We start from the raw sequence: 24,881 nt of genomic DNA on the forward strand, positions 1-24,881 counted from the left end.
AGTGTTCAATCGAAATGACGTGACAAACCGATATCAACGCCGCTGCGTTCATACGTCGGATTGCGGTAGTGGTTAATGCTGATGCTGGCCCCCCAGTTCTGGTTGATCTGGCGGCGCCACGCGAGGCTGGCTTCCTGGCTGTTGAAGTTCACCAGACTGTTACCAAGTGCCAGTGGCAGATACCCTTCGCTACCCCACGCCACCCGGGCCGACCACGCATTACGCGGGTCCGGGTTGTAGCTGGCGGCAATAAATTGTTGGTGTGTCATCACTCCACCGGGGTTGCTGCGGTTGAATCGGACGCCACCTTCCAGAACGAGCGGCTGCTCGAAGTACCAGGCACCGCCTAGGCTGATGCTGGTATCGACATGGCCGTCCGGAGCATCGTAATAGCCAACTCCGAGCGCACTGACAAAGTTTTTCTCGGGCAGCCATTTGTTATAGAGGAAGCCATCAAGACGATAGCGTGGCAAATAAAAAGCGCCATCTCCAACCCCGATTGAGAGACTGGCAAACCTGTTGTTATCGATGGTAATGGTATCGGTCAGGCCGAGAAACGTGCCGCTGGTGTCATATTCGTTTTTGCTTGATAGCTCGCCTTGCAGCACATGGTCTTCTTGTTCCATCACGCCGTGGAGTGTCACGTGGTGCCATGACGAATAAGGTCCCGTCAGATGCTGGGTTCCTGTCGTCACTTCAAATGAACGCAGGGCGGGGTGCAATAGCCAATCCGGCGGATCGGTCCGGCTCGTTTCTGCATGCACTGTCAGTGCAGTTAGTCCGGTCAGGGCGAGCGCAACGCAACCGAGGGAATAATTATCGGGCAATTTCGGCTCCACGAGAGATGGCCGGTGCCAGGATGGCTGCTATCCGTTGGGCGGCATGGCCATCACCAAACGGGCTTTGACGGACCTGCATGCGTCGGTAAGCTGCACTGTCCTCAAGCAGAAGCCGCGCGTGTCGGCAAATTTCGTCTACATCGGTACCCACTAGCAAGGCACCGCCAGCGTTGACAAGTTCCTGCCGCTCGGTGCTCGTGCGGGCGATCAGTACGGGTTTTGCAAATGCCGACGCCTCTTCCTGAATGCCGCCGGAGTCGGTCAGCGTGAAATGACAGCGCACCAGCAAATCGATTAGTGCCGGATAGTCGAGTGGATCAGTCAAACAAATGCGCTCTCTGACGGAGGGCGGTAGTGCCGATATTTCGCGTTCGACATCGCTGCGAACGGTTGGGTTGGGATGGACCGGCCACACCACAATGACATCCTCATGTTGCGCAACTATCGCACCGGCAGCTTGCGCAATCTGGCGTATTGGTGCTCCCCAGTTTTCGCGGCGGTGTGCCGTGATCAGGATCAGACGGTCGTCGCGATGCTGAAGCAAAAAGTCACGGGCACTTTCCGGGATTGCCGGATTATTGTCGCGGGGGAGATGGTGCAGGCGGTCGCGGGTCCACAGTGCTGCATCGATCACGGTATTGCCGACCATGAATATATTGTCAGTCGAGATATTTTCGACGCGCAGGTTTTCGCGTGCCTGTTCGGTGGGCGGGAAGTGCCAATGAGCGAGTCGACCGATCAGCTCGCGATTTTTTTCTTCGGGAAAGGGGTCGCGTTGATGGGTACGCAGTCCGGCTTCAACATGGGCGACCGGGATGTCATCGTAATACCCTGTCAGCGCACCAACGAAGGCGGAACTGGTGTCACCTTGCACCAGAATCACATCTGGTTTAAGTGTGCGTACCGCTTCCGCGAGGCCGTCCGTCAATGCGGCCGTCAGGTGGGCCAGCGCCGGGGACTTGCGCTGCAGGTCGATGACGATGTCCGGAGGCATATCGAAGAAGCGGTACAGTTCGTGGGCAACGGCCTCATGCTGACCGGTATGGACGATCTGCACATGCTGTCCGCGCGCCTTGAGTGCCTTGTAGACGGGGGCCATTTTGATGATTTCGGGCCGGGTTCCCAGACAAGTAAGAAAAGTCTTTTTTGGCATGAGTAAAAATAATGCGGTTGTTTTGGTTGGTGTGGAAAGTCGATGCCCGATGCCCACACTTCACGAGTCTCCATGCGCTCAGGCGCAACGCATGAGATGAAGTTGTCAAGGTGATTCCGGAGAGAGACTTACGAGAAGCAGGACTATTTTTTTTGATCCTGTGCTTTTATAGCATTGGGCTTTTTAGCTCTATTTGACAAAAATCATGTTGACTCTCTGTCCATTAAAAATGAGCACGCAAAGGTTGAGTCGAATTTTCAATTAAGGGTTTTGTCGCTAATTGCATGCACTATTTGCAACAGCCGGCTTGAGCCCTTTGCTTTGAAGAATCTGTGCAACGACTTCATCGGTAACGGTCCAGTGACCGGTTCGCTGATACGGCAGTGCTTCCCTCAGCCAGCATTGCGCTGAGGTCTTGTCGTTCTGTTTCATGGCGACGTAGGCGATCAATCCCCATGCATAGTCATGGCTGACCTGCTTGAGCCAAAGCGCGCGATGCTGTTTCATCCAGCTGCGGTAATAGCTGCCCGCATCAGTGGGTAACAACGGGTAATCGACAAGCAGAGGAAAAATTTGGGCGACATGATCGGGATAAAATGCGGCTGCGACGGTTTTTTGTTCGGGTTGGGTCGACACCAGAAAGCGTCCTGATTGCGCATCCCAGAAAGTGTTGTGGATCGCTTGAGCGAATTGTCGCGTCCGCTGGTTTGCTGCCTGTCCGACTTGCGCCGAGTGGTAGGACCATACTTCGAGGTTGTCCATGAACAGCCCATGCTGGAAGGTGGGCGACACCAGGTAGGTGCCACGTTTCTTGTCAAGGAGGCTCTCCAGTGTCGTGCGGGCAGCGTGGCGACTCTTGCGCCAGGTCGGCTCGCTGTCTGGTTGCGCGGGGACGGTATCGAGGAATTTGAGCCAGATCGCCAGTAATGCGTCATCTGCATCGGCCTCCCGGCAACCTAGCCAGACCGGTCCTGTGCGGCAGAAGCGGTCAAAGCTGCCGTCAAGTCGCTGGCGTGCGGTTAGCCAGGTTATCCAACTTGTCGCATAGGCAGAAATGTCAAGACCATTTTCCTGAGCCAGTAGCAACGCTTGCAAGGCGAAATACGGATCGATGACATTGCCGGTTTCGAGGATCATGATGGCACCCGAGTTGTCCGCAAATCCCCTCAGATCCAGTGCCGGTGCCGCGGATAACGCGACAGGAAATGCCAGCAAAAGCAACGTGAGCGCAGACTCCCTCCAAAGGCGCATCAAGGCTCCCACACAACCCCGACTTTTCTGGCCCAGATAGTTCCGTGCGCGACCGCACCGGAGAGTGCGATGAGATTGTCGGTGCTGATGGTGGTTGGTGCATCGGCACTGCCGATTATGGTGCCGCTTCCCAGCACAATTTCGGTTTCAGAGATCAGGGGGCCCGCCACGCTGACATGGTCGTGTAACTCGATGCGGTCTTCGCAGATCAGTGAACCGGTGACCCGTGCTGATCGGCCGACTTGTATCGCATTGCGCGCTTTGACATCACCGTCGACGAGAGTGTGATGGCCGATTGTCAGGTTTCCCGTGACGATTAGTGAGCCGGTGTAGCTGCAGCCGTCGATCAGTCGGCAGTCACCCTTGATCAGCGTCAGGGTGCTGGTACGACGGATTGCACCTGGCAAGTCATCGAAACTGGCCGGTAAATGGATGTCCAGTTTTTGTGGTGTCGTCGTCGCCTTTTTTCCTAGCTCAATGGTGGGTGCGCTGAGTCTTTCGAAGCAGCAGCGGTCTGCCAGTTCGATGCGGACGTTGGAGGACAGGCGCCGCAAAGTGACACAGCCGGTATCCAGAGTAATTGGCCCATCGGCGTGACCCCATTCAAGGATTTCTCCGTTCGTGCCAAGTCGTAGCAGTCCGTGTGACAGGACGCTGGTCAGACTGCTGTTGCCGCCACAGTCGAAGTCAGCGTGCAGATAGAGCGGCCGGTTGCAGCGCACTGGCGCAGCCGAGCGGACCGCAGTAAGTCCGATCAGTGGCCGGGTACCTTCCATCCAGCGCATCTGCTCCGGTGGACCATCGACATAGTCGAACTTGCTTGCGTCGCGCTGACCGGCGATATCAGCGAGTGCATCGTGACGAAATTGACGGGTGAAATAATCCACCTCGTTGGTGTACTGGCGTGAAATCGGTAACGGCGAACAGTCCTTCGGTGCGCGCCACTCGTTGACTGCCGGGATGAACGGTAGCGAGAGCATGGCGAGACACAGGATGCAGAACAGGTACAGGGCGAAGGTCGAATTCATGATCAGGGTACCGGTGGTTGGCGATAGCGAATGGTTTTGTCCCACACCATTTCGCGTTTGAAGAGCCAGTCGACCAACAGACTCCAGGAGGCGTGGGATATCGCAAACAGGCTGATGAAAAAACACAGCAGGTTAAAGGGGAGCAGCCGAAGTCGCTTGCGATTACCGTCGAGCAGCACCGCGATAGCAATTTCGAAAAAAGCAGCGAAATTACCCAGTGTGCTGAATGCCATCAAGGCAAAAGCGGGGATGAGCCTGTTGAGCAATGAGCCAGCATTGGCGAAGTACAGGGCCAGGACGATGAACCAGCCAATCAGCAGTAACAGTGGAACGATAAATACCAGCAGCAACAGCATGCCGTCGATGCGCTCGCGCGGGCTGAGGTATTGGCTGGTCAGAAAGCTGTACCAGTACCGCACCATGACCTGGTTATGTCCCTTGGACCAGCGCTTGACTTGCTTGATGCGCACGGCCCAGTCTTCCGGGACTTCTTCATAACATTCGGAGCGATTGGTGTAGACGGTCTTCCAGCCATTGAGCATCAGGCGGTAGGTGATGTCGGTGTCCTCGGCGAGGATATCGTCGTGCCATCCGCCAACGGCGTCGACTGCCGAGCAGCGCACGCCGCCGACGGTGCCACCATATTGCGGCAGCAGTCGCAGGTTCATGCGGGCTTGCTGATCTACCTGGTAGCCGCCGGAACGTTCAAGATCAAGCATGCGGGTGAGCAGGTTAGTGCCGGCGTTCATCGGTACCACGCGACCCATGACAGCACCGACCTCGGGATCGAAGAACGGCGCGACCAGTTGTTTGAGCAAGCCGCGACCGGGTACGTAATCGGCATCGAAGATGATGACGATATCGCCTTCGACATACGTCAGTGCGTCCTTCAGTGCAGCGGCTTTGCCGGCCTTGCCGGTTAGCCGATGGAATGGCGTGATGCGTCCGGGAAAGCGTGCAACATAACTGTCGATGATCTCGCGCGTGCGATCGAGCGAGCGGTCGTTGACCGGTACGATTTTGAGCAAGTCGGCCGGGTAGTTGGTATCGAGTAGTGCTTCGATACAGCCTGCAATGACTTTTTCTTCATTGTGCGCGGCAATGAACACCGTGATCATTGGCCAGTTTGCCTGGTCGATATCGATGTAAGGATGGCGCTGCTTGCCAAACAATCTGCTGAGCGTAAAGACGAAGTGCCGCACGCCGTAGAGCGCCATGATCAGCACGATGAAGAACAGCATTGCCGCCATCAGTGCAACGAGCGGGCGGTCACTGATGGTTGGCATCGCGTCCCGGATGCCGACCGAGCGGGCTGCCAGGATGTCGATGTTGTCGAGGTTGATGAAACCGTTTGCGTATTGTTCAGGATCCGGTGCCAGAGGTGCCGGGCTGTCGGTGACAGTTGCCCGTTGCGCGTTGCTGGGGATGTCATCCTGAATCATCGGTGGTGCTGCGCTTGTCGGCGAGACTGTTTGTGCTTGTAATGGCAAGGCGATCAGAAGCGCAGACAGCACGATCAGAACGCGCGCATATCGGACCCTGCCAGCATCGGAGAGGTGACACATAGTTGATCTTCCCTGAGTATTTTTTGATGAAACGGGTTCCGGCTCCTGTCCGCGTTGTAGGACGGACTACTTGGTGCAAGGCCAAAACGTTTGAAAAGTGTATGCGGCGGTTGGCCGCATTCTTTGATAATCAACAAATGAACTCGAAAGGCGGGAAGAGCAGACAGGGGTGGCCCCAATAGTGCCACCCGGGTGAAGAGATACGCGCCGGAAGGCGGTTAGCCGTCTCGAGCCAGCAACGCCCGGGCCGCTGCCACGCCACTGCGTACGGCGGACTCGATTGTGGCGGGATAGGCAATCGTGGTGTAGTCGCCCGCCAGCATCAGGCCCGGCAGGGAGGCAGGACTATCCGGGCGCAGCAAGCCCGGCGTGCAACTGAACGTGGCACGTTTCTCGGAAATGACCTGGCTCCATATCGGCATGGTGAGCTCCGGACGGGAAAATGCGTGCGCCAGTTGCAGTGCGATGGCACTTGCCAGCGCGGCCTTGCCCGCCGCGATGGCCTCGGTCGAGACACTGACCACGACGGCAAACAGGCCGTCATGTCGCGCATCGAGCTGGCCGCGATCGAACACGAACTGGCCCCAGTGCTGCTGTTCCGGATCATCGATGAGTGCATGGAATGGTTCGGGTAGCCGGCGGTCCGGAGGATATTGCAGGTAGCACGTCGTGATCGGCTCATGGGTCAATGCCTGCAGTGCCGTTACGTCGGTCAGTGGCGCCAGCAAGGTGGCGGCATTGCCGATGTCGGTGGCCAGCACGATCTGGTCGGCATGATGGATGGCACCGGTGCTTGCCAGTTGCCATCCCTGATCGTGTCGGTTAATGGCGGTGATGCGGGTGCCGGTCTGTACCTGGCCCAGGTGCTGTTCGACGAAGTGTGCAGCCTGGTTCGGAAACAGGCTGCTCAGGTCGCAGCGTGGCAGCAGCATGTCGGAGTCAGCCCGACGTGCGCCCAGACTGTCTTTCAATACGTTGAGAAACACTTGCGCCGAGGCGCGATCCGGTGGCGTGTTGAGCGCGGCGATACACAGTGGCCGCCACATCAGCCGGATCAGCGTGTCGGTCTGGTTGAAGCGTTCCAGCAATTCAGTGACGCTGCAATCGGTGTTGAGTCGCCAGTCCATCCAGCGTGCCGCCGAGGAGAATCGCATCAGCGCCAGCTTGTCGGCGCGGCTTAGTCCACTGGCACGCCACAAGGCGATTGCCAGGTGCAACGGTGCCGGCAAGGCAGCGGCAACGAAGTCCATGCCGGTTCCTGGCGGGTAGCGCATTTGCAAGGGCAGACGCAATAGCGCGGTGTCCGGATCGATGCCAACCTGACGCATCAGGCGCAGCGACTCGCGGTAGGCTCCCAGCAGGATGTGCTGGCCATTGTCGAGCGACAGGCCCTGAACCGTGACCTGACGTGCCCGGCCACCCGGCGTGCGAGCCGCTTCAAATAGCGTGACGCGGCGACCGGCCGCCGCCAGTTCGACAGCGGCAGCACAGCCCGCCCAGCCGGCACCGATGACGGCAGTGTGCAGCGTCATCGGGCGCTCATCCGCGAATATAGGTGCGCCACGCCAGCCACAGCTTGCGGATTGGCGTGAGCGAGATCCGCTGGTTCAGTACATGGAAGCCGTCGTGTTCGATTTCCGAGAGCAAGGCGCGGTAGATCGCCGACATCATCAGGCCCGGTCGCTGGCTACGCCGGTCGGCCGCCGGCAGCAGTGCGAACGCTTCATCGTAGGCGCTCTGCGCCCGGCGGACCTGGAAGCGCATCAGGTTTTCAAACTGGCCGTTGTGACGAGCATTGAGCAAGTCCGCTGCCGTCACGCCGAATTGCTGCAGTTCATTGACCGGCAGGTAGATCCGGCCGATGCGGGCATCTTCGCCGACGTCGCGGATGATGTTGGTGAGCTGGAATGCCAGCCCGAGTTTTTCGGCGTAGCGCAGTGTCTGCTTGTCGGTATAGCCAAAAATGCTGGCTGACAGAATGCCGACCACACCGGCGACATGCCAGCAGTACTTCTGCAAGCCGATGTAATCGAGGTAGCGGGTTTGATCCAGGTCCATTTCCATGCCATCGATGATGGCGAGCAAATGCTGGCCATCAAGCTGGTAGGTTGCCATGTGGGGTTGCAAGGCCAGCGTGACCGGATGGGTCGGCGTGCCGGCCAGCATCGCGCCGATTTCGCCGCGCCACCAGTGCAGTTTGGTGCGGGCGATGCCGACATCGGTACATTCGTCGACGGTGTCGTCGACTTCACGACAAAACGCGTACAGCGCCGTAATCGCCCGTCGGCGCTCGGCCGGCAGGAATAAAAAGCTGTAATAAAAACTGGAACCGCTTTGCGCGGCTTTTTGTTGGCAGTACTCGTCTGGAGACATGGATGCGCCGGGCAGGAATCGAAGTCGCTATGCTAGCCGACCGCGTCGATACCGACAAACCTTATGTCGATACCACCAGTATTTACCAGAATTTTTACATACGCAGTGCACGCCATAGCAGGCGCAGGTAGTCGGTCTTGCGCAGCGCAGGTCGCTGGCGAAAGACATCGTAATCGACCGCTTCAATCGCCGCGAGGATATGCAATCCGCCTTGCACCACTAACCGTAATTCCCAGCCGATCCGCCCCGGCAACCGCAAAGCCAGTGGCGCACCTGCCAGCAGCAGCGCGCGCGCACGATCGACTTCAAACGCCATCAGTTGACGCCAGGCGTCATCGACGCGCTGTTCGGCCAGCTGGGTTTCGCTGACACCGAAACGGATCAGGTCTTCCAGCGGCAAATAGATGCGTGATTTCTGCCAGTCGATAGCGACGTCCTGCCAGAAGTTAATCAACTGCAGCGCGCTGCAAATGGCATCCGATTGCGCCAGGTTGCGCACGTCAGCCGCGCCATACAAATGCAGCATCAGCGCGCCGACCGGATTGGCCGAGCGGCGGCAGTAATCGAGCAGCGTCGTGAAATCGGTATACCGCGTCGTCACGACATCCTGCCGGAAGGCCGACAGCAAGTCGCGCATCGGCCCCAGCGGCAATTGCCAGCCAAGCACGATGCCAAGCAGTCTGCGAAACATCGGTTCGGCGGGGATTCCGCCCGTGGCAATGAGGTCAAGTTGCGCTTCGTAGAGATCGAGGGCAGCGATGCGTTCGTGCGGGCTGGCATCGCCTTCGTCGGCGATGTCGTCGGCGCTGCGGGCGAAGGCATAAATGGCTTCGACGGCCGGGCGCAGACGGGCTGGCAGCAGGATGGAGGCAACCGGGAAGTTTTCGTAATGATCGACGGCCATGCGGGTTTTCTCCTGACCAGAAAGGGGTTTGAAAAAATCAGTCGGACTTTTGTAATAATTACTAACCGATTGGTCAGTAATTGTTTTAAGCTCCGAGCGGTACTAGAACTGCTGGTGAAAATTCCCGTTCCCAGTCTTTCTTTTTCAGCCCGCATCATAAAGGAAAGCATCTTGACTTCCCGTCTCAACTCCTGCTGTTTTTCTGCCACGCCAATGGCTTCGGTCATGCTGGCGCTGGTATTGCTCGCCGCGTGTTCCAAGCCGGTCGAAAAAACCGACGACATTCGACCGGTGCGCGCCATGAAACTGGTCGCCGCCGATGCGGATGCGACCGCCGAGTTTTCCGGCGACGTGCGACCACGTATCGAATCCCGCCTTGGCTTTCGCGTTGGCGGCAAGATCGTCGCGCGCAAGGTCGAGGTGGGTAGCCTGGTCAAGCGCGGACAGGTGCTCATGCAGCTCGATCCGCAGGATTTTGAATTGGCGCAATTGCAGTCGGCAGCCGGGTTGAAGGCCGCGCAGAGTAATCGTGATCTGGCCCTTGCCGAGCAACAGCGTTATGTGGAATTGCGGGCGCGTAATTTTGTGAGCCAGGCTGTGCTGGATGCCAAGCAAACTGCTTTTCAGGCGGCGCAGGCCAGCTTCGATCAGGCCGCGGCGGTAGCACGCAATCAAATCAACCAGACCGGTTACACGACACTGGTGGCCAATGTCGACGGTGTCGTCACGGGGATTGATGCGGAAGCCGGCCAGGTCGTCGCGGCCGGAACGCCCGTGTTGCGCGTGGCGCAGACCCGCGAAAAGGATGTGGTCATTGGCATCCCCGAAGACCAGGTGGAATTATTGCGCCAGGTGGGTACGATCCGTGTGCATATATGGGCCGATCCGGGAACCGTGATTGAGGGAAAATTGCGCGAACTGTCTCCGATCGCTGATCCGGTCTCGCGCACGTTCACCGCCCGCATTGCTTTGCCGAGCGAGGCAGCGCAGGTGCGTCTGGGCATGACCGCCTATGTCACGTTCGTCAGCAAGGTCCCGCAAGGAATGATCCGTGTCCCGCTCAACGCGTTGGTGCGCGACAAACCGAATACGGCGGTCTGGGTCATTGACAAGGGCGCAGTCAGCCTGGTGCCGGTCCAGGTCGCCGGTCCTGCCGGCAACGACATGCTGTTGTCCGGTGGTGTTTCTGCCGGTCAGGTCATCGTCATCGCTGGCGTCAATCTGCTCAAGTCCGGCCAGAAAGTCACCATCCTCAATGACGACCTTGCCGTGCGCGATGCGGTCTCGTTTCAGGGCGGAGCGAGCAAATGAAAGGCGGATTCAACCTGTCGCGCTGGGCACTGGAACACATCCCGCTAACGCGTTACCTGATGGCGGTGCTGCTGATCGGCGGCATGCTCAGCTATGCCCGGCTGGGTCAGGACGAAGATCCGCCATTCACGTTTCGTGCCATGGTGGTGCGGGCCACCTGGCCTGGCGCAACGGCCCTGCAGATGGCCGAGCAAGTCGCTGACAAGCTTGAAAAAAAGCTGCAGGAAACGCCCTACATCGACAAGATTCGCAGCTACTCGAAGCCCGGTGAAACCACCATCATCCTGCAATTGCGCGAATCAACGCCGTCGAAAGAAACGGCGGCGTCCTGGTATCAGGTGCGCAAGAAAATCGGTGATATCCGCGCGACGTTGCCGGCCGGTGTCAATGGCCCGTATTTCAACGACGAGTTCGGCGACACGTATGGCTCGATCGTTGCGCTATCCGGCGACGGCTTCACCTATGCCGAAGTGAAGGACTATGCCGACTTTGTACGTCAGCAGTTGCTCCGCGTGAAATCGGTTGCCAAAGTGGAGTTGTTCGGCGCGCAGGACGAGCGCATCACGATCGAGTTTTCACAAAAGAAATTCGCCCAGCTAGGCATCACGATGGACAGCGTTGTCGCGCAACTCGCGGCACAAAACTCGGTCGAGGGAACCGGTATTCTGGTGACGCCGACCGATAACCTGCAGGTGCGTGTGACGGGCGCGCTGATGACGGTCAAGGATTTGCAGGCGCTCGATTTGCGCGCCAACGGGACCAGTTTCAAGCTCGGAGACTTTGCCACGATCCGGCGCGAGTATCGCGATCCGCCACAAGACACGATGCGCTTCAATGGCAAGGATGTCATCGGCCTCGGTATCTCGATGGAGAAGGGCGGCAATATCATCGAACTCGGCAAGAGCCTTGACAGCACGCTTGCGGAGGTCCGGACCAAGTTGCCGGTGGGTGTCGAGTTATTGCGCGTGGCGGATCAGCCGAAGGCCGTGATTGCCTCGGTTAGCGAATTCCTGCACACGCTGTTCGAGGCGGTATTGATCGTGCTGGCCGTCAGTTTCCTGGCACTCGGATTGCACACCAAACCTTTCCGGCTCGACATCCGTCCCGGACTGGTGGTCGGCCTGACGATACCGCTGGTGCTGGCGATCACGTTCCTGTTCATGCGCATCCTTGATATCGACCTGCACAAGATTTCGTTGGGTGCGCTGATCATCGCCCTTGGTCTGTTAGTTGATGACGCCATCATCGCTGTTGAAATGATGGTGCGCAAAATGGAGGAGGGGTTGTCGCGCTTTGATGCCGCCACCTTTGCCTACACGTCGACTGCCATGCCGATGCTGACCGGCACGTTGATCACGGCAGCGGGATTCCTGCCAATCGGACTGGCCAAGTCAACTGCCGGCGAATATACGTTTTCGATGTTTTCGGTCAATGCGCTGGCGTTGCTGATCTCATGGCTGGTGGCCGTCATCTTTACGCCTTACATCGGTTATGTCCTGCTCAAGGTCAAGCCTGCTGCCGGCGTGGATGCCCACCATGAATTGTTCAACACACCGATGTACAACCGGTTTCGCAAGACGGTCAACTGGTGTGTCGAATGGCGCAAGACAACGATCCTGCTGACACTGGCTGCGTTTGGTCTGGGCGTTTTCGGTTTTAAATTCATCGAGCAACAATTTTTTCCGGACTCCAGTCGGACCGAGCTGATGGTCGAACTGTGGTTGCCGGAAGGATCGGCCTTCAGAGCGACCGAGGCGCAGGCGAAAAAGTTTGAAGCCTTCATCCAGAAACAGGATGGCGTCGAAAGCGTCACCAGTTATGTCGGTACCGGTAGCCCGCGTTTTTATCTGCCGCTGGACCAGATTTTTCCACAGACTAACGTGTCGCAAATCGTGGTGCTGGCCAAAGACCTGCAAGCGCGTGAAGCATTGCGCTTGAAGATTGTCGCGATCTTCAAAAAGGATTTTCCTGAAGTGCGCGGTCGCGTCAAGCTGTTACCAAACGGACCGCCCGTGCCCTATCCGGTGCAGTTCCGTGTCACTGGTACGGAATCCACAAAGGTGCGGACGATTGCCGATCAGGTGAAGGAGATCATGCGTGCGAACCCGAATGCGATCGGTGTCAACGATAACTGGAACGAGTCGGTCAAGGTCTTGCGGATTGATCTGGATCAGGAAAAAATGCGCGCGGTGGGCGTGACGTCGCAGTCGGTGATGCGCGCAGCCAATACGCTGTTGAGCGGTTCGACGGTCGGTCAGTATCGCGATGGCAATCGCTTGATCGATATCGTGATGCGGCAACCCGTCGATGAACGGTCGACGATTTCTGCGCTTGATCAGGCGAATATTCCGACGGCGAGTGGCAAGTCGGTGCCCCTGTCGCAGTTGGCGCGTGCCCAGTTTGTCTGGGAGCCAGGCGTGATCTGGCGCGAAGGACGCGAGTGGGCCGTGACAGTGCAATCTGACGTGGCGGATGGCATTCAGGGGCCAACGGTCTCGGATCAGATCAATCCGAAGCTTGCTGCGCTGCGCGCTGGTTTGCCGGCGGGTTACAAGATCGAGTTGGCCGGTGCGGCTGCCGATAGCGGCAAGGCACAGGAGTCGATCGCTGCCAATGTGCCGCTGGTGATCTTCATCATTTTCACGTTGCTGATGTTGCAGCTGCATAGTTTTTCGCGGTCGTTGCTGGTATTCCTGACGGGGCCGCTCGGCGTGGCGGGCGCGGCGATCGCCTTGTTACTGTTGCATCGGCCGTTCGGCTTCGTCGCCCAGCTCGGCGTGATTGCCCTGTTCGGGATGATCATCCGCAACTCGGTGATCCTGATCGATCAGATCGAGCAGGATATCGCTGCCGGTGCGGCCCCGTGGGATGCCATTGTCGAATCGGCTGTGCGACGCTGCAGGCCTATCATCCTGACCGCTGCCGCAGCGGTGCTGGCCATGATTCCGCTGTCACGATCGGTGTTCTGGGGGCCGATGGCCGTGGCCATCATGGGCGGACTGATCGTTGCGACCGCGCTCACGTTGCTGTTCTTGCCGGCGTTGTATGCAGCATGGTTCCGGGTCAAAAAACCCTCTTCTGCCTGATCACTTCTGCCCGGTGCGGTGCAACGAATGAACACCGCGCCAAAAATCACGGCGGGCTGGAATAAAATCCAGTAAAATCATCGCTCGATGTAGACCGGCCTCTGGCAAAGGCAGTGCAAGGCGACCATATTTACCTCCGGGTCGCTTTTTGCTTTTGGCAGGTGGACATTCCCGCGAGGATGGCGAAATTGGTAGACGCACCAGGTTTAGGTCCTGACGCCAGTAATGGTGTGGGGGTTCGAGTCCCCCTCCTCGCACCACAGAATTTTTTTTATAATTTGGACGATTCACATGGCAACTGCTGTCGAAACCCTCGAAAAACTTGAGCGCCGCATCACGATCACGGTCCCTTTGGCAGATGTCCAGGCCGAAGTTGAAAAGCGCCTGAAGGTACGCGCCAAATCCGCCAAGGCACCTGGCTTTCGTCCAGGCAAAGTGCCAATGAAAATGGTAGCTGCCCAGTTCGGTTATCAGGTTGAAACTGAAGTCCTGAATGACAAAGTTGGCCGCGCTTTCAATGATGCTGCCAACGAAAACAATTTACGCGTTGCCGGTTATCCGCGCATCGAGCCAAAAGCAACGGACGACAATGCCGTTGAAGGTGCGATTGTTTTTGAAGCCACGTTTGAAATTTATCCTGACGTAAAAGTCGGCGACCTCGCTGTCACTGAAGTTGAAAAAACCGTCACCGAAGTCACTGACGCAGAAATCGATAAAACGATCGACATACTGCGCAAGCAGCGTGCGCACTTCCACGTCAAGGGCGAGCAAGACGCGCACGGCGACGGTGGTCCGGATCAGGCAGCACAAAAAGACAACCGGGTAACGGTAGATTTTACTGGCGTGATCGATGGTGTTGAATTCCCGGGTGGTAAAGCTGATGACTACGCTTTCGTGCTCGGTGAAGGCCGGATGCTGCCTGAATTTGAAGCTGCCATCACGGGTCTGAAAGTCGGCGAATCGAAGACGTTCCCGCTGGCGTTTCCGGAGAACTACCACGGCAAGGATGTCGCCGGTAAAACTGCTGAATTCACGATCACGCTGAAAAAGCTCGAGTGGGCTCACATGCCTGAAGTCGACGCCGAGTTTGCCATCACGCTGGGTGTTGAAGATGGCGATATCGCCAAGATGCGCGCGGACATCAAGGTCAACCTTGAGCGTGAAGTCGGCGGTCGCACCAAAGCCAAAACCAAAGACAGTGTGATGGATGCGCTGATCAAGGCAACCGAACTCGATGTACCAAAGGCGCTCATCGAGCAAGATGTCGAGCGTCTGGTCGAGATGACGCGTCAGGACATGCAGCAACGCGGCATGGATGTGAAGAACATGCCGTTTCCTCCGGAATTGTTCGCTGCGCAGGCCGAGCGCCGCGTACGCCTCGGTCTGATTCTGGCCGAAGTGGTCAAGACCAACAGCCTGCAAGCAACGGCAGCGCAGGTCAAGGCGCAGGTTGAAGATTTTGCAAAGAGCTACGAAGACCCTCAGCAAGTGATGCAATATTATTTCAGCGACCGCAATCGCCTTGCTGAAGTGGAAGCCCTTGTATTGGAAGAAAACGTCGTCAACTACGTCTTGGGAAAATCAAAAGTGACAGAAAAGTCTGTTGCCTTTGATGAATTGATGAGTAACAACGCGCAGGCGTAAAACGCCGTGTGCTCTCCAAAGGAAAGCAACTATTCATGATGACAAGAAATTTCGCGATGGAACCACAGATGCTCGGCATGATTCCGATGGTGATCGAGCAAAGCGGACGCGGGGAACGGTCGTACGACATTTATTCGCGCTTGCTGAAAGAACGCGTCATTTTTCTAGTGGGTCCGGTCAACGACGGTGTGGCCAACCTGATCGTGGCGCAACTGCTGTTCCTGGAGAGCGAGAATCCGGATAAGGATATTTCGCTGTATATCAATTCACCTGGCGGTTCAGTCTCGGCTGGCATGGCAATTTTCGACACGATGCAGTTCATCAAGCCGAATGTCTCGACGTTGTGTACTGGTTTGGCTGCATCGATGGGTGCTTTCCTGCTGGCTGCTGGTGCCAAGGGCAAGCGCTTCTCGCTGCCGAACTCGCGCATCATGATTCACCAGCCATCTGGTGGTGCGCAAGGTCAAGCAACGGACATCGAGATTCAAGCCAAGGAAATCCTTTACCTGCGCGAACGTCTGAACGGCATTCTTGCCGACAAGACCGGGCGCACGATCGAGGAAATTCGCCGTGATACCGAACGGGATAACTTCATGTCTGCCGATGAAGCCGAAAAGTACGGCATGATCGATAAAGTCCTGACCACCCGCGAGTAATCTGCGACGCGTAAGGCCCGATCATACTGAACGCCCGGACAGCTAACCGTCTGGGCGTTTTGTTTTCAGGCGACGATGCCTGCGCCGTCCGGTCACATTCTGATGCGTCGCCGTGACGGATAGTGATTTCGCAGGTAATATCAAGCAAACCTCACCACTTTCAAGTTCTCCATGTCCGATAAAAAATCTACTACCAGCGAGAAATTGCTGTACTGCTCATTTTGTGGCAAGAGCCAGCATGAGGTTAAAAAACTGATCGCCGGTCCCTCCGTATTTATTTGCGACGAATGTATTGATCTCTGCAATGACATCATTCGGGACGAAGCTTCTACGGTGGAATCTGTAGCTGGTCCTAAATCTGAGTTGCCAACGCCGCAAGAAATTTGTGAGCTGCTAGGTCAGTACGTGATCGGGCAAGAGGGTGCAAAGCGCATCCTGTCCGTCGCCGTCTACAATCACTACAAGCGATTGCGCCATCTTGGGAAGAAAGATGATGTTGAACTAGCCAAGAGCAATATCCTGCTGGTCGGTCCGACGGGTTCTGGCAAGACGCTGCTCGCACAAACGCTGGCACGCATGCTCAATGTGCCTTTCGTTATTGCCGATGCAACGACGCTCACCGAAGCAGGTTATGTCGGTGAAGACGTTGAAAACATCATCCAGAAGCTGTTGCAAGCCTGCAATTACGATGTAGAAAAAGCCCAGAAGGGTATTGTCTACATCGACGAAATCGACAAAATTTCACGCAAGTCCGACAACCCGTCAATCACCCGAGATGTATCCGGTGAAGGCGTGCAGCAAGCATTGCTGAAACTGATTGAAGGTACGATGGCATCGGTGCCGCCACAAGGCGGTCGCAAGCATCCGAATCAGGATTTCGTTCAGATTGATACGACCAACATCATGTTTATTTGTGGTGGTGCGTTCGATGGTCTGGCCAAGATCATCAGCAATCGGTCTGAAAAAAGCGGCATCGGTTTCTCTGCCAGCGTAAAAAGCCAGAGCGAGCGGACTGCCAGCGAAGTATTGCTCGAAGCTGAGCCGGAAGATCTGATCAAGTTCGGCCTTATTCCGGAACTGGTTGGCCGCTTGCCGGTGGTGGCCACGCTCAGCGAGCTGACCGAAGACGCCATGATCCAGATTTTGCTTGAGCCAAAAAATGCCTTGATCAAGCAGTACGCGCGCTTGTTGCAAATGGAAGGCGCTGAGCTCGAAGTCCGCCCTGCGGGACTGCAGGCAATCGCTCGCAAAGCTTTGCAGCGCAAGACGGGTGCACGCGGTTTGCGTTCGATTCTTGAGCATGCTTTACTGGACGTCATGTTTGAATTGCCGAATCAGCAAAATGTCTCAAAAGTAGTGATTGACGAAAACACTATCACTCAGGGCGTCAAGCCGTTAATGATTTATCATGATCAGCCGAAAGTAGCCGGCTCGAAGTAATATCCGAGTTTTTACAGCCTGAAAATACCGTGTTGCCATCGGTTTTTTCGGGCGAACGCAGTAGCATCAAATAATACGGACCAGTGACAATCCGTCGAGATGCCGGTCACACTGAATTGGTGGCCGGTTTTTTACCGGGATTTTTTCGTCCACTGATATTTGTTCGTGAACGGCCTTGTGTTTTCCGCTCTCGCGCCAACATCAATTACACGTTTTTGATAAGGCTCGCCATGACGACTCCCACTTTTACTGAACATACCCAGTTACCGTTATTGCCTTTGCGCGATGTCGTAGTTTTTCCGCATATGGTCATACCGCTATTCGTTGGTCGTCCCAAGTCCATTAAAGCCCTCGAGGCAGCGATGGAACAAGGGAAGAGCATCATGCTGGCAGCGCAAAAAGCCGCCGCCAAGGATGAACCATCCGCCGATGATATTTACGAAATCGGATGTATTGCCAATATTCTCCAGATGCTCAAGCTTCCTGACGGCACCGTCAAAGTGCTGGTTGAGGGCACCCAGCGCGCTCGCATCCATCACATCAGCGAACTTGATACGCATTTCATTGCCGACCTGACGCCGGTGGAATCCGAGTCCGGTGATGAGGCAGAAGTCGAAGCGATGCGTCGTGCGATCGTTCAGCAGTTCGATCAGTATGTGAAGCTGAACAAGAAAATCCCACCTGAAATTCTGACCTCGCTGGCCGGCATCGATGATGCAGGTCGCCTGGCCGACACGATTGCCGCACATTTGCCGCTGAAGCTTGAGCAAAAGCAGGTCATTCTCGAAATTTTCAACGTCGCAAAACGCCATGAGCATTTGCTGGGCCAGCTTGAAGGTGAGCTCGATATCCTGCAGGTAGAAAAGCGGATCCGTGGACGCGTGAAGCGCCAGATGGAAAAATCGCAGCGCGAGTACTACCTCAACGAGCAAGTCAAAGCGATCCAGAAAGAACTGGGTGAGGGCGAAGAGGGTGCGGATCTCGAGGAGCTCGAGAAAAAAATCGTTGCCGCCAAGATGCCAAAAGAAGCGCTTGCCAAGGCCAACAGCGAACTCAAAAAGCTCAAGTTGATGTCGCCGATGTCAGCCGAGGCTACGGTCGTACGCAACTACATTGATACGCTGGTCGGGCTGCCATGGAGAAAAAAATCCAAGGTCAATAACGATTTGTCGAATGCCGAAAAAGTACTTGAAGACGACCATTTCGGTCTCGACAAGGTCAAGGAACGCATTCTGGAATACCTCGCCGTACAACAGCGTGTCGACAAGTTAAAAGCGCCGATTCTGTGTTTCGTCGGTCCCCCTGGTGTCGGTAAGACGTCGCTAGGTCAGTCAATTGCACGCGCGACGAACCGCAAGTTCGTTCGCATGGCATTGGGTGGCGTGCGCGACGAGGCTGAGATTCGCGGCCACCGTCGTACTTATATCGGTTCGATGCCGGGCAAGATCCTGCAGAGTCTGGCGAAAACTGGTGTGCGCAATCCTCTGTTCTTGCTCGACGAAATCGACAAGCTGGGTATGGATTTCCGTGGTGATCCGTCGTCAGCGTTACTTGAAGTGCTGGACCCGGAACAGAATCATATGTTTTCGGATCATTACGTCGAGGTTGATTTTGACCTGTCGGACGTGATGTTTGTCGCGACCTCGAATTCGTACAATATTCCGCCGGCGTTGCTTGACCGGATGGAAGTGATTCGCTTGTCGGGCTACACCGAAGACGAAAAAACCAGCATCGCGCAACGCTATTTGCTGCCAAAGCAAATCAAGAACAACGGTTTGCTGGAAGGCGAAATCAGCGTCGCCGAGTCGGCGATTCGCGACATTATTCGCTACTACACCCGTGAAGCGGGCGTGCGTTCCCTCGAGCGGGAAATCTCGAAGATCTGCCGTAAAGTCGTCAAAATGCTGTTACTTAAAAAGCAGGATAAAAAAGTGGCGGTGACCGGCAAGAATATCGACAAGTTCCTTGGCGTGCGGCGCTATGATTTCGGCGTCGCAGAAAAAGAAAACCAGATCGGACAAGTCGTCGGTCTGGCATGGACAGAAGTAGGTGGCGACCTGCTGACCATCGAAGCGGTAACAATGCCAGGCAAGGGACAGATCATCCGTACCGGAACGCTGGGCGACGTGATGAAAGAATCGATCGAGGCAGCGCGCACAGTGGTACGAAGCCGTGCCCGTAACCTTGGCATCAAACTCGATGCGTTCGAAAAGAACGATATTCACATCCACGTGCCGGAAGGTGCAACGCCGAAAGACGGACCATCGGCTGGCGTGGCGATGACGATTGCCATGGTCTCTTCCTTTACCGGGATACCAGTGCGTGCCGATGTCGCGATGACGGGTGAGATCACGTTGCGCGGTGAAGTGCTGCCGATCGGCGGGTTGAAGGAAAAGCTGCTTGCAGCGCATCGCGGTGGTATCAAGACGGTGATGATTCCCGAGCAAAATGTGAAGGACCTGGCCGAGATTCCGGACAACGTCAAGAACAAGCTTGAGATCGTGCCGGTACGCTGGATCGATAAGGCGCTTGAAATTGCGCTGGAGAGATCGCCGGTACCCTTGACCGATGAAGAAGTCGCGTTGAGTGCACTGGCTGCGCAAAAGAAAGAGACGGTTGATCCGCTTATCGTGAAGCACTGATCGACGGTTGTGGCCTCGTAAATGGCGCTCGATTGAGCGCCATTTTTATATTCTCTTTGGGAGAGTGCGTGGCGGACGCATCCCGATGCAGGCTGGAATTTATTGCATCGCGCTTTTACACGGCGATTGTCCGGCTTCTGCGCATTTAAGCATGGCAAATCCAACCTGTATGAGTTAAGATCGTCGACTTCGGTGTGGTGACAAACATCGGAAAAGTAGCAATATGCAGTCGACTGGCAGCCCAAGGCCATATCTAGGGTGCTTAGCTCAGTTGGTAGAGCGGCGCCCTTACAAGGCGTAGGTCGGGGGTTCGAGCCCCTCAGCACCCACCAGGACGTCTTCTGCATCACGACGTTGTTCACGTTGTGTACAGTTAAATTGCAAGCAATTTGATTGTGATTCAGGGTTGCAGTAATCAGGAGTGGTAGTTCAGCTGGTTAGAATACCGGCCTGTCACGCCGGGGGTCGCGGGTTCGAGTCCCGTCCACTCCGCCAGAACAATAATGACGCAGTAGTGATTCCATAGGAATCACATCGGGACTCGAAGGGAATCGCTTGCAAGCGATTCCGCGGCCTGCAGTATGTAGGCGAGTCCCGTCCACTCCGCCAGAACAATAATGACGCAGTAGTGATTCCATAGGAATCACGTCGGGACTCGAAGGGAATCGCTTGCAAGCGATTCCGCGGCCTGCAGTATGCAGGCGAGTCCCTTCCACTCCGCCAACACATCCGAAAAGGCGAACGCGAGTTCGCCTTTTTTCATATGCATCACTGCGATAGAATTGGTCGCAACTTGTCTCTGAATGGTTGATCATGTTTGAATTCGTCCGTACGCATAAACGCTTGATGCAGTTTCTATTGCTGCTAATCATAGTTCCGTCATTCGCTCTGGTGGGCTTGGGTAGTTATAAAAGTTTCGGGGATGCCGAAAATGTGGTGGCCAAAGTTGGTGGCCAACCCATCACTAAACCTGAGTATGACGCAGCATTAAGCGAGCAAATGGCGCGTTTCAAGCAGATGTTTGGTGCGCAGTTCGATCAGAAGATGTTCGATACGCCTGAGGCGCGCCAAGGTGCGCTGGATAGTCTGATCGCACAGCGTGCCCTGTCGGTCGAAGTGGCACGGCAGCACTTGAGCGTGGCTGACAAGGCCCTGCAGCAGAGCATTACCAGCATTGATGGTCTGGTGGGTCCCGATGGCAAATTTGATGGTGAGCGTTATCGCTCCCTGCTCGCCATGCAAGGCATGACTCCAGCGATGTACGAGCAGCGCTTACGCCAGGACATGGCTGCGCAACAATTGAATTCAGCGATACAGTCAACGGCCTTCGCGCCCAAGACAGTAACGACTCGACTGTCCGAGATCAGCGAGCAGGAACGCACAGTGCAGGAACTGCTTTTCAAGCCTGCCGACTATGCCGCGCAGGTAAAAGTCACGCCTGAACTGCTGAAGACTTATTACGACAAGAATGGTCGTCAGTTTGAAGTGCCGGAGCAAGCCAACATCGAGTACGTCGTGTTGAGCAGCGAGGCATTGGCGGCACAGATTGCTGTCACCGATCAGGAAGCATCGGGCTTATACGAACAAAATAAAAACCGCTACGGCGTTGAAGAACAGCGTCGGGCCAGCCATATTTTGATCAATCTGAAAAAAGGCGGTTCGGCCGCCGACAAGGCATTGGCCAAAGACAAGGCGGAGAAATTGCTCGCGCAAGTGCGCAAGAACCCTGCAGATTTTGCCAGGATCGCCAAAGCTAATTCCGAAGATCAGGGCAGCGCACCCAATGGTGGTGATCTGGATTTCTTTGGCAAAGGTGCGATGACTCCGCCGTTTGAAGACGCGGTGTTCAAGCTCAAGTTAAATGAAATCAGCAATGTTGTTGAATCCGATTTTGGATTTCATATCATTGAAGTGACAGAAATTAAGCCTGCATCGTTCCGTACGTTTGAGCAGGTCAAGCCGGAGATCATTGCTGACATCAAGAAACAAAAAGCAGCCAAGCAGTATTCGGAGGCCGCAGAGGTGTTTAGCAATACAGTCTATGAACAGTCAGATAGCCTCAAGCCGGTTGCCGACAAGCTCAAGCTGAAAGTGGAAACAGCGTCAGCAGTCAGCCGGACCCCGAATCCTTCGACACCACAGTCTGCCTTGACCAATAATCAGAAATTTCTCAACGCGCTGTTTGCCGACGAGTCATTGAAAAGCAAGCACAACACCGAAGCCGTTGAAGTGGCGCCAAGTACGCTCGTAGCTGGCCGTGTGGTTCAATACAAGCCAGTGGGCAAGCGACCATTTGCAGAAGTGGAAGCAATCGTGCGTGAGAAAGTGATTGCTGAAGAGTCTGCCGTACTCGCTAAAAAAGCAGGGGAAACGAAACTTGCTGCGCTCAAGCTCGCCGATGAGGCAACGGGATTTGGTGCTGCCAAAGTGGTGTCGCGGGCGAAAAATGACGCGCTCAATGGTGCGGGATTCGACAGCGTCATGAAAGCTGATGTCAGCAAGTTGCCAGCCATTGTGGGTACGGATCTGGCAGGCCAGGGTTATGCGGTGTATCGCATCAGCAAAGTCGCACAGGCCGAGAAGATCGATGCACCACGGCGTCTTGGAGAGCAAAAGCAAATTGCCAATGCACTGGCCCAGCAGGAAATGCTCGCCTACATCGATGCACTCAAGAAAAAAGCCAAAGTGAAAATAATCAAGCCAGTCACCAGCACGCCGGTGGTGGCGGATGAGCGTCAGTAACTGATCTGGTGGTGAAGCATTGAAGGCCACACTGGCATCGCGTCCAGTGTGGCCTTCTTGTTTGCAGATCAACCAAGTGGACTGTTCACGGTCTCGGGGTTGAGATAGTTTTCCAGTTCAATGAGTAACTCTTATCACTTCGGCTGTCTACTGGTCACCGCCATCACGTGGTCCTCTTTGTTCCAGCGGCCAGAAGTGTCCTGCCGTATTCATCGTTCCGGATGCGTGCATCGTTCAGCGATGTGCGCCTTGAAAATACGCCTTGAACGCCGCGATGGTACGAGTCACATCGTCGCGAGAAACATCAAGGTGGGTGACCAGACGCATGTGCGGCGTGATCCGCGCGGTAATACCATTGTCCAGCAGATATTTTTCGAGCGGTGCGCAATGGGCCGCCGCCATATCGGCATACAGGATATTGGTTTGCGGAGTACTGACAGTCAGCTCGTCTATCTCTGCCAGGCCAATCGCCAGCAGCGTTGCATGGTCATGATCTTGCGCCAGCCGGTCGACGTGATGCTCCAGAGCATACAAGCCAGCCGCCGCCAGAATACCCGCCTGGCGCAAGCCGCCACCGAGCATCTTGCGCCAGCGCAGCGCCCGCTGAATCATGTCGCGGCTGCCGCACAGTACCGAGCCGATGGGCGCGCCCAGCCCTTTGGACAGGCACACCGATACCGAATCAAAACCCGCTGTCGCCGCCTGCAAGCTGATGCCTTGCTTGACGGCGGCATTGAAGATGCGCGCGCCATCCAGATGGGTGATCAGGCCGCGTTGATGAGCCAGCGTGGTGGCGGCATCCAGATAATCACGCGGCAGTACACGACCGCCAATCGTATTTTCGAGCGCCAGCAAACGCGTGCGCGCAAAGTGGACGTCGTCGGGCTTGATCGCCCCGGCGATATCAGCCAGCGCCAGTGAGCCATCGGCCTGCTGCGGCAGCGGTTGCGGCTGAATGCTTCCGAGCACGGCCGCACCGCCTGCCTCGTACTTGTAGGTATGCGCTTCCTGACCAACCAGATATTCATCACCACGACCGCAATGTGCCATCAGACCAATCAAATTGCTTTGTGTACCAGAAGGTGCAAATAACGCCGCTTCATAGCCGAACAGTTCCGCAGTGACGTGCTGCAAACGGTTGACGGTCGGGTCATCACCGTACACATCGTCGCCGACCTCGGCGGCAGCCATGGCGGCACGCATGGCGGGACCAGGACGGGTAACGGTATCGCTACGCAAATCGATCAGGTGATTCATACGACTCCTTGTGGTGGGGACGGCTTGATCCGAAGCGGATCAACGTGGGTCATCAGGTCCAGAACAGCGTGTCGCTCCATGACACGGCGACGTGCATCAAGGGCGATGTCGTGGCCCTGCTCGACGGTGATGTCAGCATCAATTTCAAGATGAACATCGACCAGGATCATGTCGCCGGCCTTGCGGGTTTTCAGGTCATGCCAGCCCAGCACGCCGGGAGTCTCCGTCAGGGTGACACGGATGGCCTGCACGGTCTCGTCATCAACCGCGCGATCCATCAGATCTTGCAGCGCGTCCCAGGCAAAACTCCATCCCATTTTCGTGACCATGAAGCCGACGATCATCGCCGCCAGCGGGTCGAGCATCGGATAACCCAGCAGGCTGCCGGCGATGCCGACGGCCACCACCAGAGACGCGGCAGCGTCCGAGCGGGCGTGCCAGGCATTGGCGATCAGCATGCTGGAACGCACTTTCTGCGCCACATTGAGCATGTAGCGAAAGAGCAGTTCCTTGGCCAGCAGCGCAGCGAGGGCAACCCAGATCGCGATCGATTTGACCTGCTGGATTGCACCCGGTTGTTCGATCTTGTGAAAGGCGCCCCACAGCATTCCGACGCCAACGGCGAGCAGCAGCAGGCCCAGCGTGAGCGAGGCGGCATTTTCGTAGCGCTGGTGGCCGTAGTGATGGTCTTCATCCGGTGCCTTCTGGCTATGGTGATTGGCAAACAGGACGACAAAGTCAGCAACCAGATCCGAGAGCGAATGAATGCCGTCGGCGATCAGTCCTGCTGATCCCGCCAGTATGCCAGTGGTGACCTGGCCGATGGTCAGGCCGATGTTGACGAAGACGCTAACGAGCGTGCTGCGCTTGGCCGCCTCTTGCCGTGACGGTGTGTTCTCGTCATCGTGTTCGTCCAGTTCGTCCAGTTCGTCGATGGCTTGCATGGTATTTCCCTGTATTATTTTTGCCCTCGTGTGGCGAGGGGGATGT

Annotated in this window: 17 protein-coding genes and 3 tRNA genes; 10 read left to right on the forward strand and 10 right to left on the reverse strand. The window is 56.2% G+C overall.

Annotation, left to right across the window (positions count from 1 at the left end; translation table 11 throughout):
* Nucleotides 1-5 precede the first annotated feature (5 nt).
* The 8 genes from QN370_RS11060 to hpnC all read right to left on the reverse strand — a co-directional run bounded on the left by QN370_RS11060 (nt 6) and on the right by hpnC (nt 9,113).
* Nucleotides 6-827: a YaiO family outer membrane beta-barrel protein gene (locus QN370_RS11060; RefSeq protein ID WP_322127899.1), complete on the reverse strand. Its 822-nt coding sequence runs from the start codon at nt 825-827 to the stop codon at nt 6-8.
* Nucleotides 817-1,992: a non-hydrolyzing UDP-N-acetylglucosamine 2-epimerase gene (gene wecB, locus QN370_RS11065; protein ID WP_322127898.1), complete on the reverse strand. Its 1,176-nt coding sequence runs from the start codon at nt 1,990-1,992 to the stop codon at nt 817-819. Before wecB ends, QN370_RS11060 begins: the two co-directional genes overlap by 11 nt.
* Nucleotides 1,993-2,268: 276 nt before the next feature.
* The gene (locus QN370_RS11070; protein ID WP_322127897.1) at nt 2,269-3,129 is read right to left on the reverse strand and encodes a hypothetical protein; all 861 of its coding nucleotides are present in this window, start codon (nt 3,127-3,129) and stop codon (nt 2,269-2,271) included.
* Nucleotides 3,130-3,242: 113 nt separating this feature from the next.
* On the reverse strand, nt 3,243-4,271 hold the full coding sequence (locus QN370_RS11075) for a polymer-forming cytoskeletal protein (RefSeq protein WP_322127896.1): 1,029 nt from the start codon (nt 4,269-4,271) through the stop codon (nt 3,243-3,245).
* A 2-nt stretch (nt 4,272-4,273) separates the two neighbouring features.
* Entirely contained in the window at nt 4,274-5,836 is a 1,563-nt protein-coding gene (locus QN370_RS11080) for a glycosyltransferase family 2 protein (protein ID WP_322127895.1), read from the reverse strand.
* 218 nt (nt 5,837-6,054) lie between these two features.
* A complete protein-coding gene (gene hpnE, locus QN370_RS11085; protein WP_322127894.1) occupies nt 6,055-7,368 on the reverse strand; it encodes a hydroxysqualene dehydroxylase HpnE in 1,314 nt (437 codons plus the stop codon).
* Nucleotides 7,369-7,375: 7 nt separating this feature from the next.
* Nucleotides 7,376-8,209: a presqualene diphosphate synthase HpnD gene (gene hpnD, locus QN370_RS11090; protein ID WP_322127893.1), complete on the reverse strand. Its 834-nt coding sequence runs from the start codon at nt 8,207-8,209 to the stop codon at nt 7,376-7,378.
* Between the two features lie 94 nt (nt 8,210-8,303).
* Nucleotides 8,304-9,113, reverse strand: coding sequence for a squalene synthase HpnC (gene hpnC, locus QN370_RS11095; RefSeq protein ID WP_322127892.1), 810 nt, complete (start codon nt 9,111-9,113; stop codon nt 8,304-8,306).
* A 171-nt stretch (nt 9,114-9,284) separates the two neighbouring features.
* On the opposite strand from hpnC, the gene QN370_RS11100 reads away from it, so the two are divergent.
* The 10 genes from QN370_RS11100 (at nt 9,285) to QN370_RS11145 (ending at nt 22,634) form a co-directional block, all read left to right on the forward strand.
* Nucleotides 9,285-10,424 carry an efflux RND transporter periplasmic adaptor subunit gene (locus QN370_RS11100; protein ID WP_322127891.1) on the forward strand — a complete coding sequence of 380 codons (1,140 nt, stop codon included), beginning with the start codon at nt 9,285-9,287 and terminating at the stop codon, nt 10,422-10,424.
* Entirely contained in the window at nt 10,421-13,510 is a 3,090-nt protein-coding gene (locus QN370_RS11105) for an efflux RND transporter permease subunit (RefSeq protein WP_322127890.1), read from the forward strand. Before QN370_RS11100 ends, QN370_RS11105 begins: the two co-directional genes overlap by 4 nt.
* 173 nt (nt 13,511-13,683) lie before the next feature.
* A tRNA-Leu gene (locus tag QN370_RS11110) sits at nt 13,684-13,770 on the forward strand.
* Between the two features lie 31 nt (nt 13,771-13,801).
* Nucleotides 13,802-15,154, forward strand: a complete 1,353-nt coding sequence (gene tig, locus QN370_RS11115) for a trigger factor (RefSeq protein ID WP_322127889.1) — start codon at nt 13,802-13,804, stop codon at nt 15,152-15,154.
* Nucleotides 15,155-15,189: 35 nt separating this feature from the next.
* Complete coding sequence (gene clpP, locus QN370_RS11120; protein ID WP_009666625.1) at nt 15,190-15,810, forward strand: ATP-dependent Clp endopeptidase proteolytic subunit ClpP; 621 nt, start codon at nt 15,190-15,192, stop codon at nt 15,808-15,810.
* Between the two features lie 171 nt (nt 15,811-15,981).
* On the forward strand, nt 15,982-17,250 hold the full coding sequence (gene clpX / locus QN370_RS11125) for an ATP-dependent Clp protease ATP-binding subunit ClpX (RefSeq protein ID WP_322127888.1): 1,269 nt from the start codon (nt 15,982-15,984) through the stop codon (nt 17,248-17,250).
* Nucleotides 17,251-17,480: 230 nt separating this feature from the next.
* A complete protein-coding gene (gene lon, locus QN370_RS11130; RefSeq protein ID WP_322127887.1) occupies nt 17,481-19,892 on the forward strand; it encodes an endopeptidase La in 2,412 nt (803 codons plus the stop codon).
* 256 nt (nt 19,893-20,148) lie between these two features.
* Nucleotides 20,149-20,224: transfer RNA gene (locus QN370_RS11135), tRNA-Val, on the forward strand.
* An 86-nt stretch (nt 20,225-20,310) separates the two neighbouring features.
* Nucleotides 20,311-20,387: transfer RNA gene (locus QN370_RS11140), tRNA-Asp, on the forward strand.
* 318 nt (nt 20,388-20,705) lie between these two features.
* Entirely contained in the window at nt 20,706-22,634 is a 1,929-nt protein-coding gene (locus tag QN370_RS11145) for a SurA N-terminal domain-containing protein (RefSeq protein ID WP_322127886.1), read from the forward strand.
* Between the two features lie 234 nt (nt 22,635-22,868).
* Here QN370_RS11145 and ltaE read toward each other — a convergent pair whose 3' ends face one another.
* Complete coding sequence (gene ltaE / locus QN370_RS11150; RefSeq protein ID WP_322127885.1) at nt 22,869-23,891, reverse strand: low-specificity L-threonine aldolase; 1,023 nt, start codon at nt 23,889-23,891, stop codon at nt 22,869-22,871.
* Entirely contained in the window at nt 23,888-24,835 is a 948-nt protein-coding gene (locus QN370_RS11155) for a cation diffusion facilitator family transporter (RefSeq protein WP_322127884.1), read from the reverse strand. The genes ltaE and QN370_RS11155 overlap by 4 nt, the downstream gene beginning before the upstream one ends.
* Nucleotides 24,836-24,881 lie beyond the last annotated feature (46 nt).

The organism is Actimicrobium sp. CCI2.3 (genome assembly GCF_035019065.1).
Lineage (GTDB): Bacteria > Pseudomonadota > Gammaproteobacteria > Burkholderiales > Burkholderiaceae_D > Actimicrobium.

What these genes read in the sequence shown, in the direction of transcription:
- ltaE (WP_322127885.1), bottom strand. Translation starts at nt 23,891, where the DNA reads ATGAATCACCTGATCGATTTGCGTAGCGATACCGTTACCCGTCCTGGT.
- hpnC (WP_322127892.1), bottom strand. Translation starts at nt 9,113, where the DNA reads ATGGCCGTCGATCATTACGAAAACTTCCCGGTTGCCTCCATCCTGCTG.
- QN370_RS11105 (WP_322127890.1), top strand. Translation starts at nt 10,421, where the DNA reads ATGAAAGGCGGATTCAACCTGTCGCGCTGGGCACTGGAACACATCCCG.
- QN370_RS11075 (WP_322127896.1), bottom strand. Translation starts at nt 4,271, where the DNA reads ATGAATTCGACCTTCGCCCTGTACCTGTTCTGCATCCTGTGTCTCGCC.
- clpX (WP_322127888.1), top strand. Translation starts at nt 15,982, where the DNA reads ATGTCCGATAAAAAATCTACTACCAGCGAGAAATTGCTGTACTGCTCA.
- hpnE (WP_322127894.1), bottom strand. Translation starts at nt 7,368, where the DNA reads ATGACGCTGCACACTGCCGTCATCGGTGCCGGCTGGGCGGGCTGTGCT.
- wecB (WP_322127898.1), bottom strand. Translation starts at nt 1,992, where the DNA reads ATGCCAAAAAAGACTTTTCTTACTTGTCTGGGAACCCGGCCCGAAATC.
- tig (WP_322127889.1), top strand. Translation starts at nt 13,802, where the DNA reads ATGGCAACTGCTGTCGAAACCCTCGAAAAACTTGAGCGCCGCATCACG.
- QN370_RS11155 (WP_322127884.1), bottom strand. Translation starts at nt 24,835, where the DNA reads ATGCAAGCCATCGACGAACTGGACGAACTGGACGAACACGATGACGAG.
- QN370_RS11080 (WP_322127895.1), bottom strand. Translation starts at nt 5,836, where the DNA reads ATGTGTCACCTCTCCGATGCTGGCAGGGTCCGATATGCGCGCGTTCTG.
- hpnD (WP_322127893.1), bottom strand. Translation starts at nt 8,209, where the DNA reads ATGTCTCCAGACGAGTACTGCCAACAAAAAGCCGCGCAAAGCGGTTCC.
- QN370_RS11070 (WP_322127897.1), bottom strand. Translation starts at nt 3,129, where the DNA reads ATGATCCTCGAAACCGGCAATGTCATCGATCCGTATTTCGCCTTGCAA.
- clpP (WP_009666625.1), top strand. Translation starts at nt 15,190, where the DNA reads ATGATGACAAGAAATTTCGCGATGGAACCACAGATGCTCGGCATGATT.
- QN370_RS11145 (WP_322127886.1), top strand. Translation starts at nt 20,706, where the DNA reads ATGTTTGAATTCGTCCGTACGCATAAACGCTTGATGCAGTTTCTATTG.
- lon (WP_322127887.1), top strand. Translation starts at nt 17,481, where the DNA reads ATGACGACTCCCACTTTTACTGAACATACCCAGTTACCGTTATTGCCT.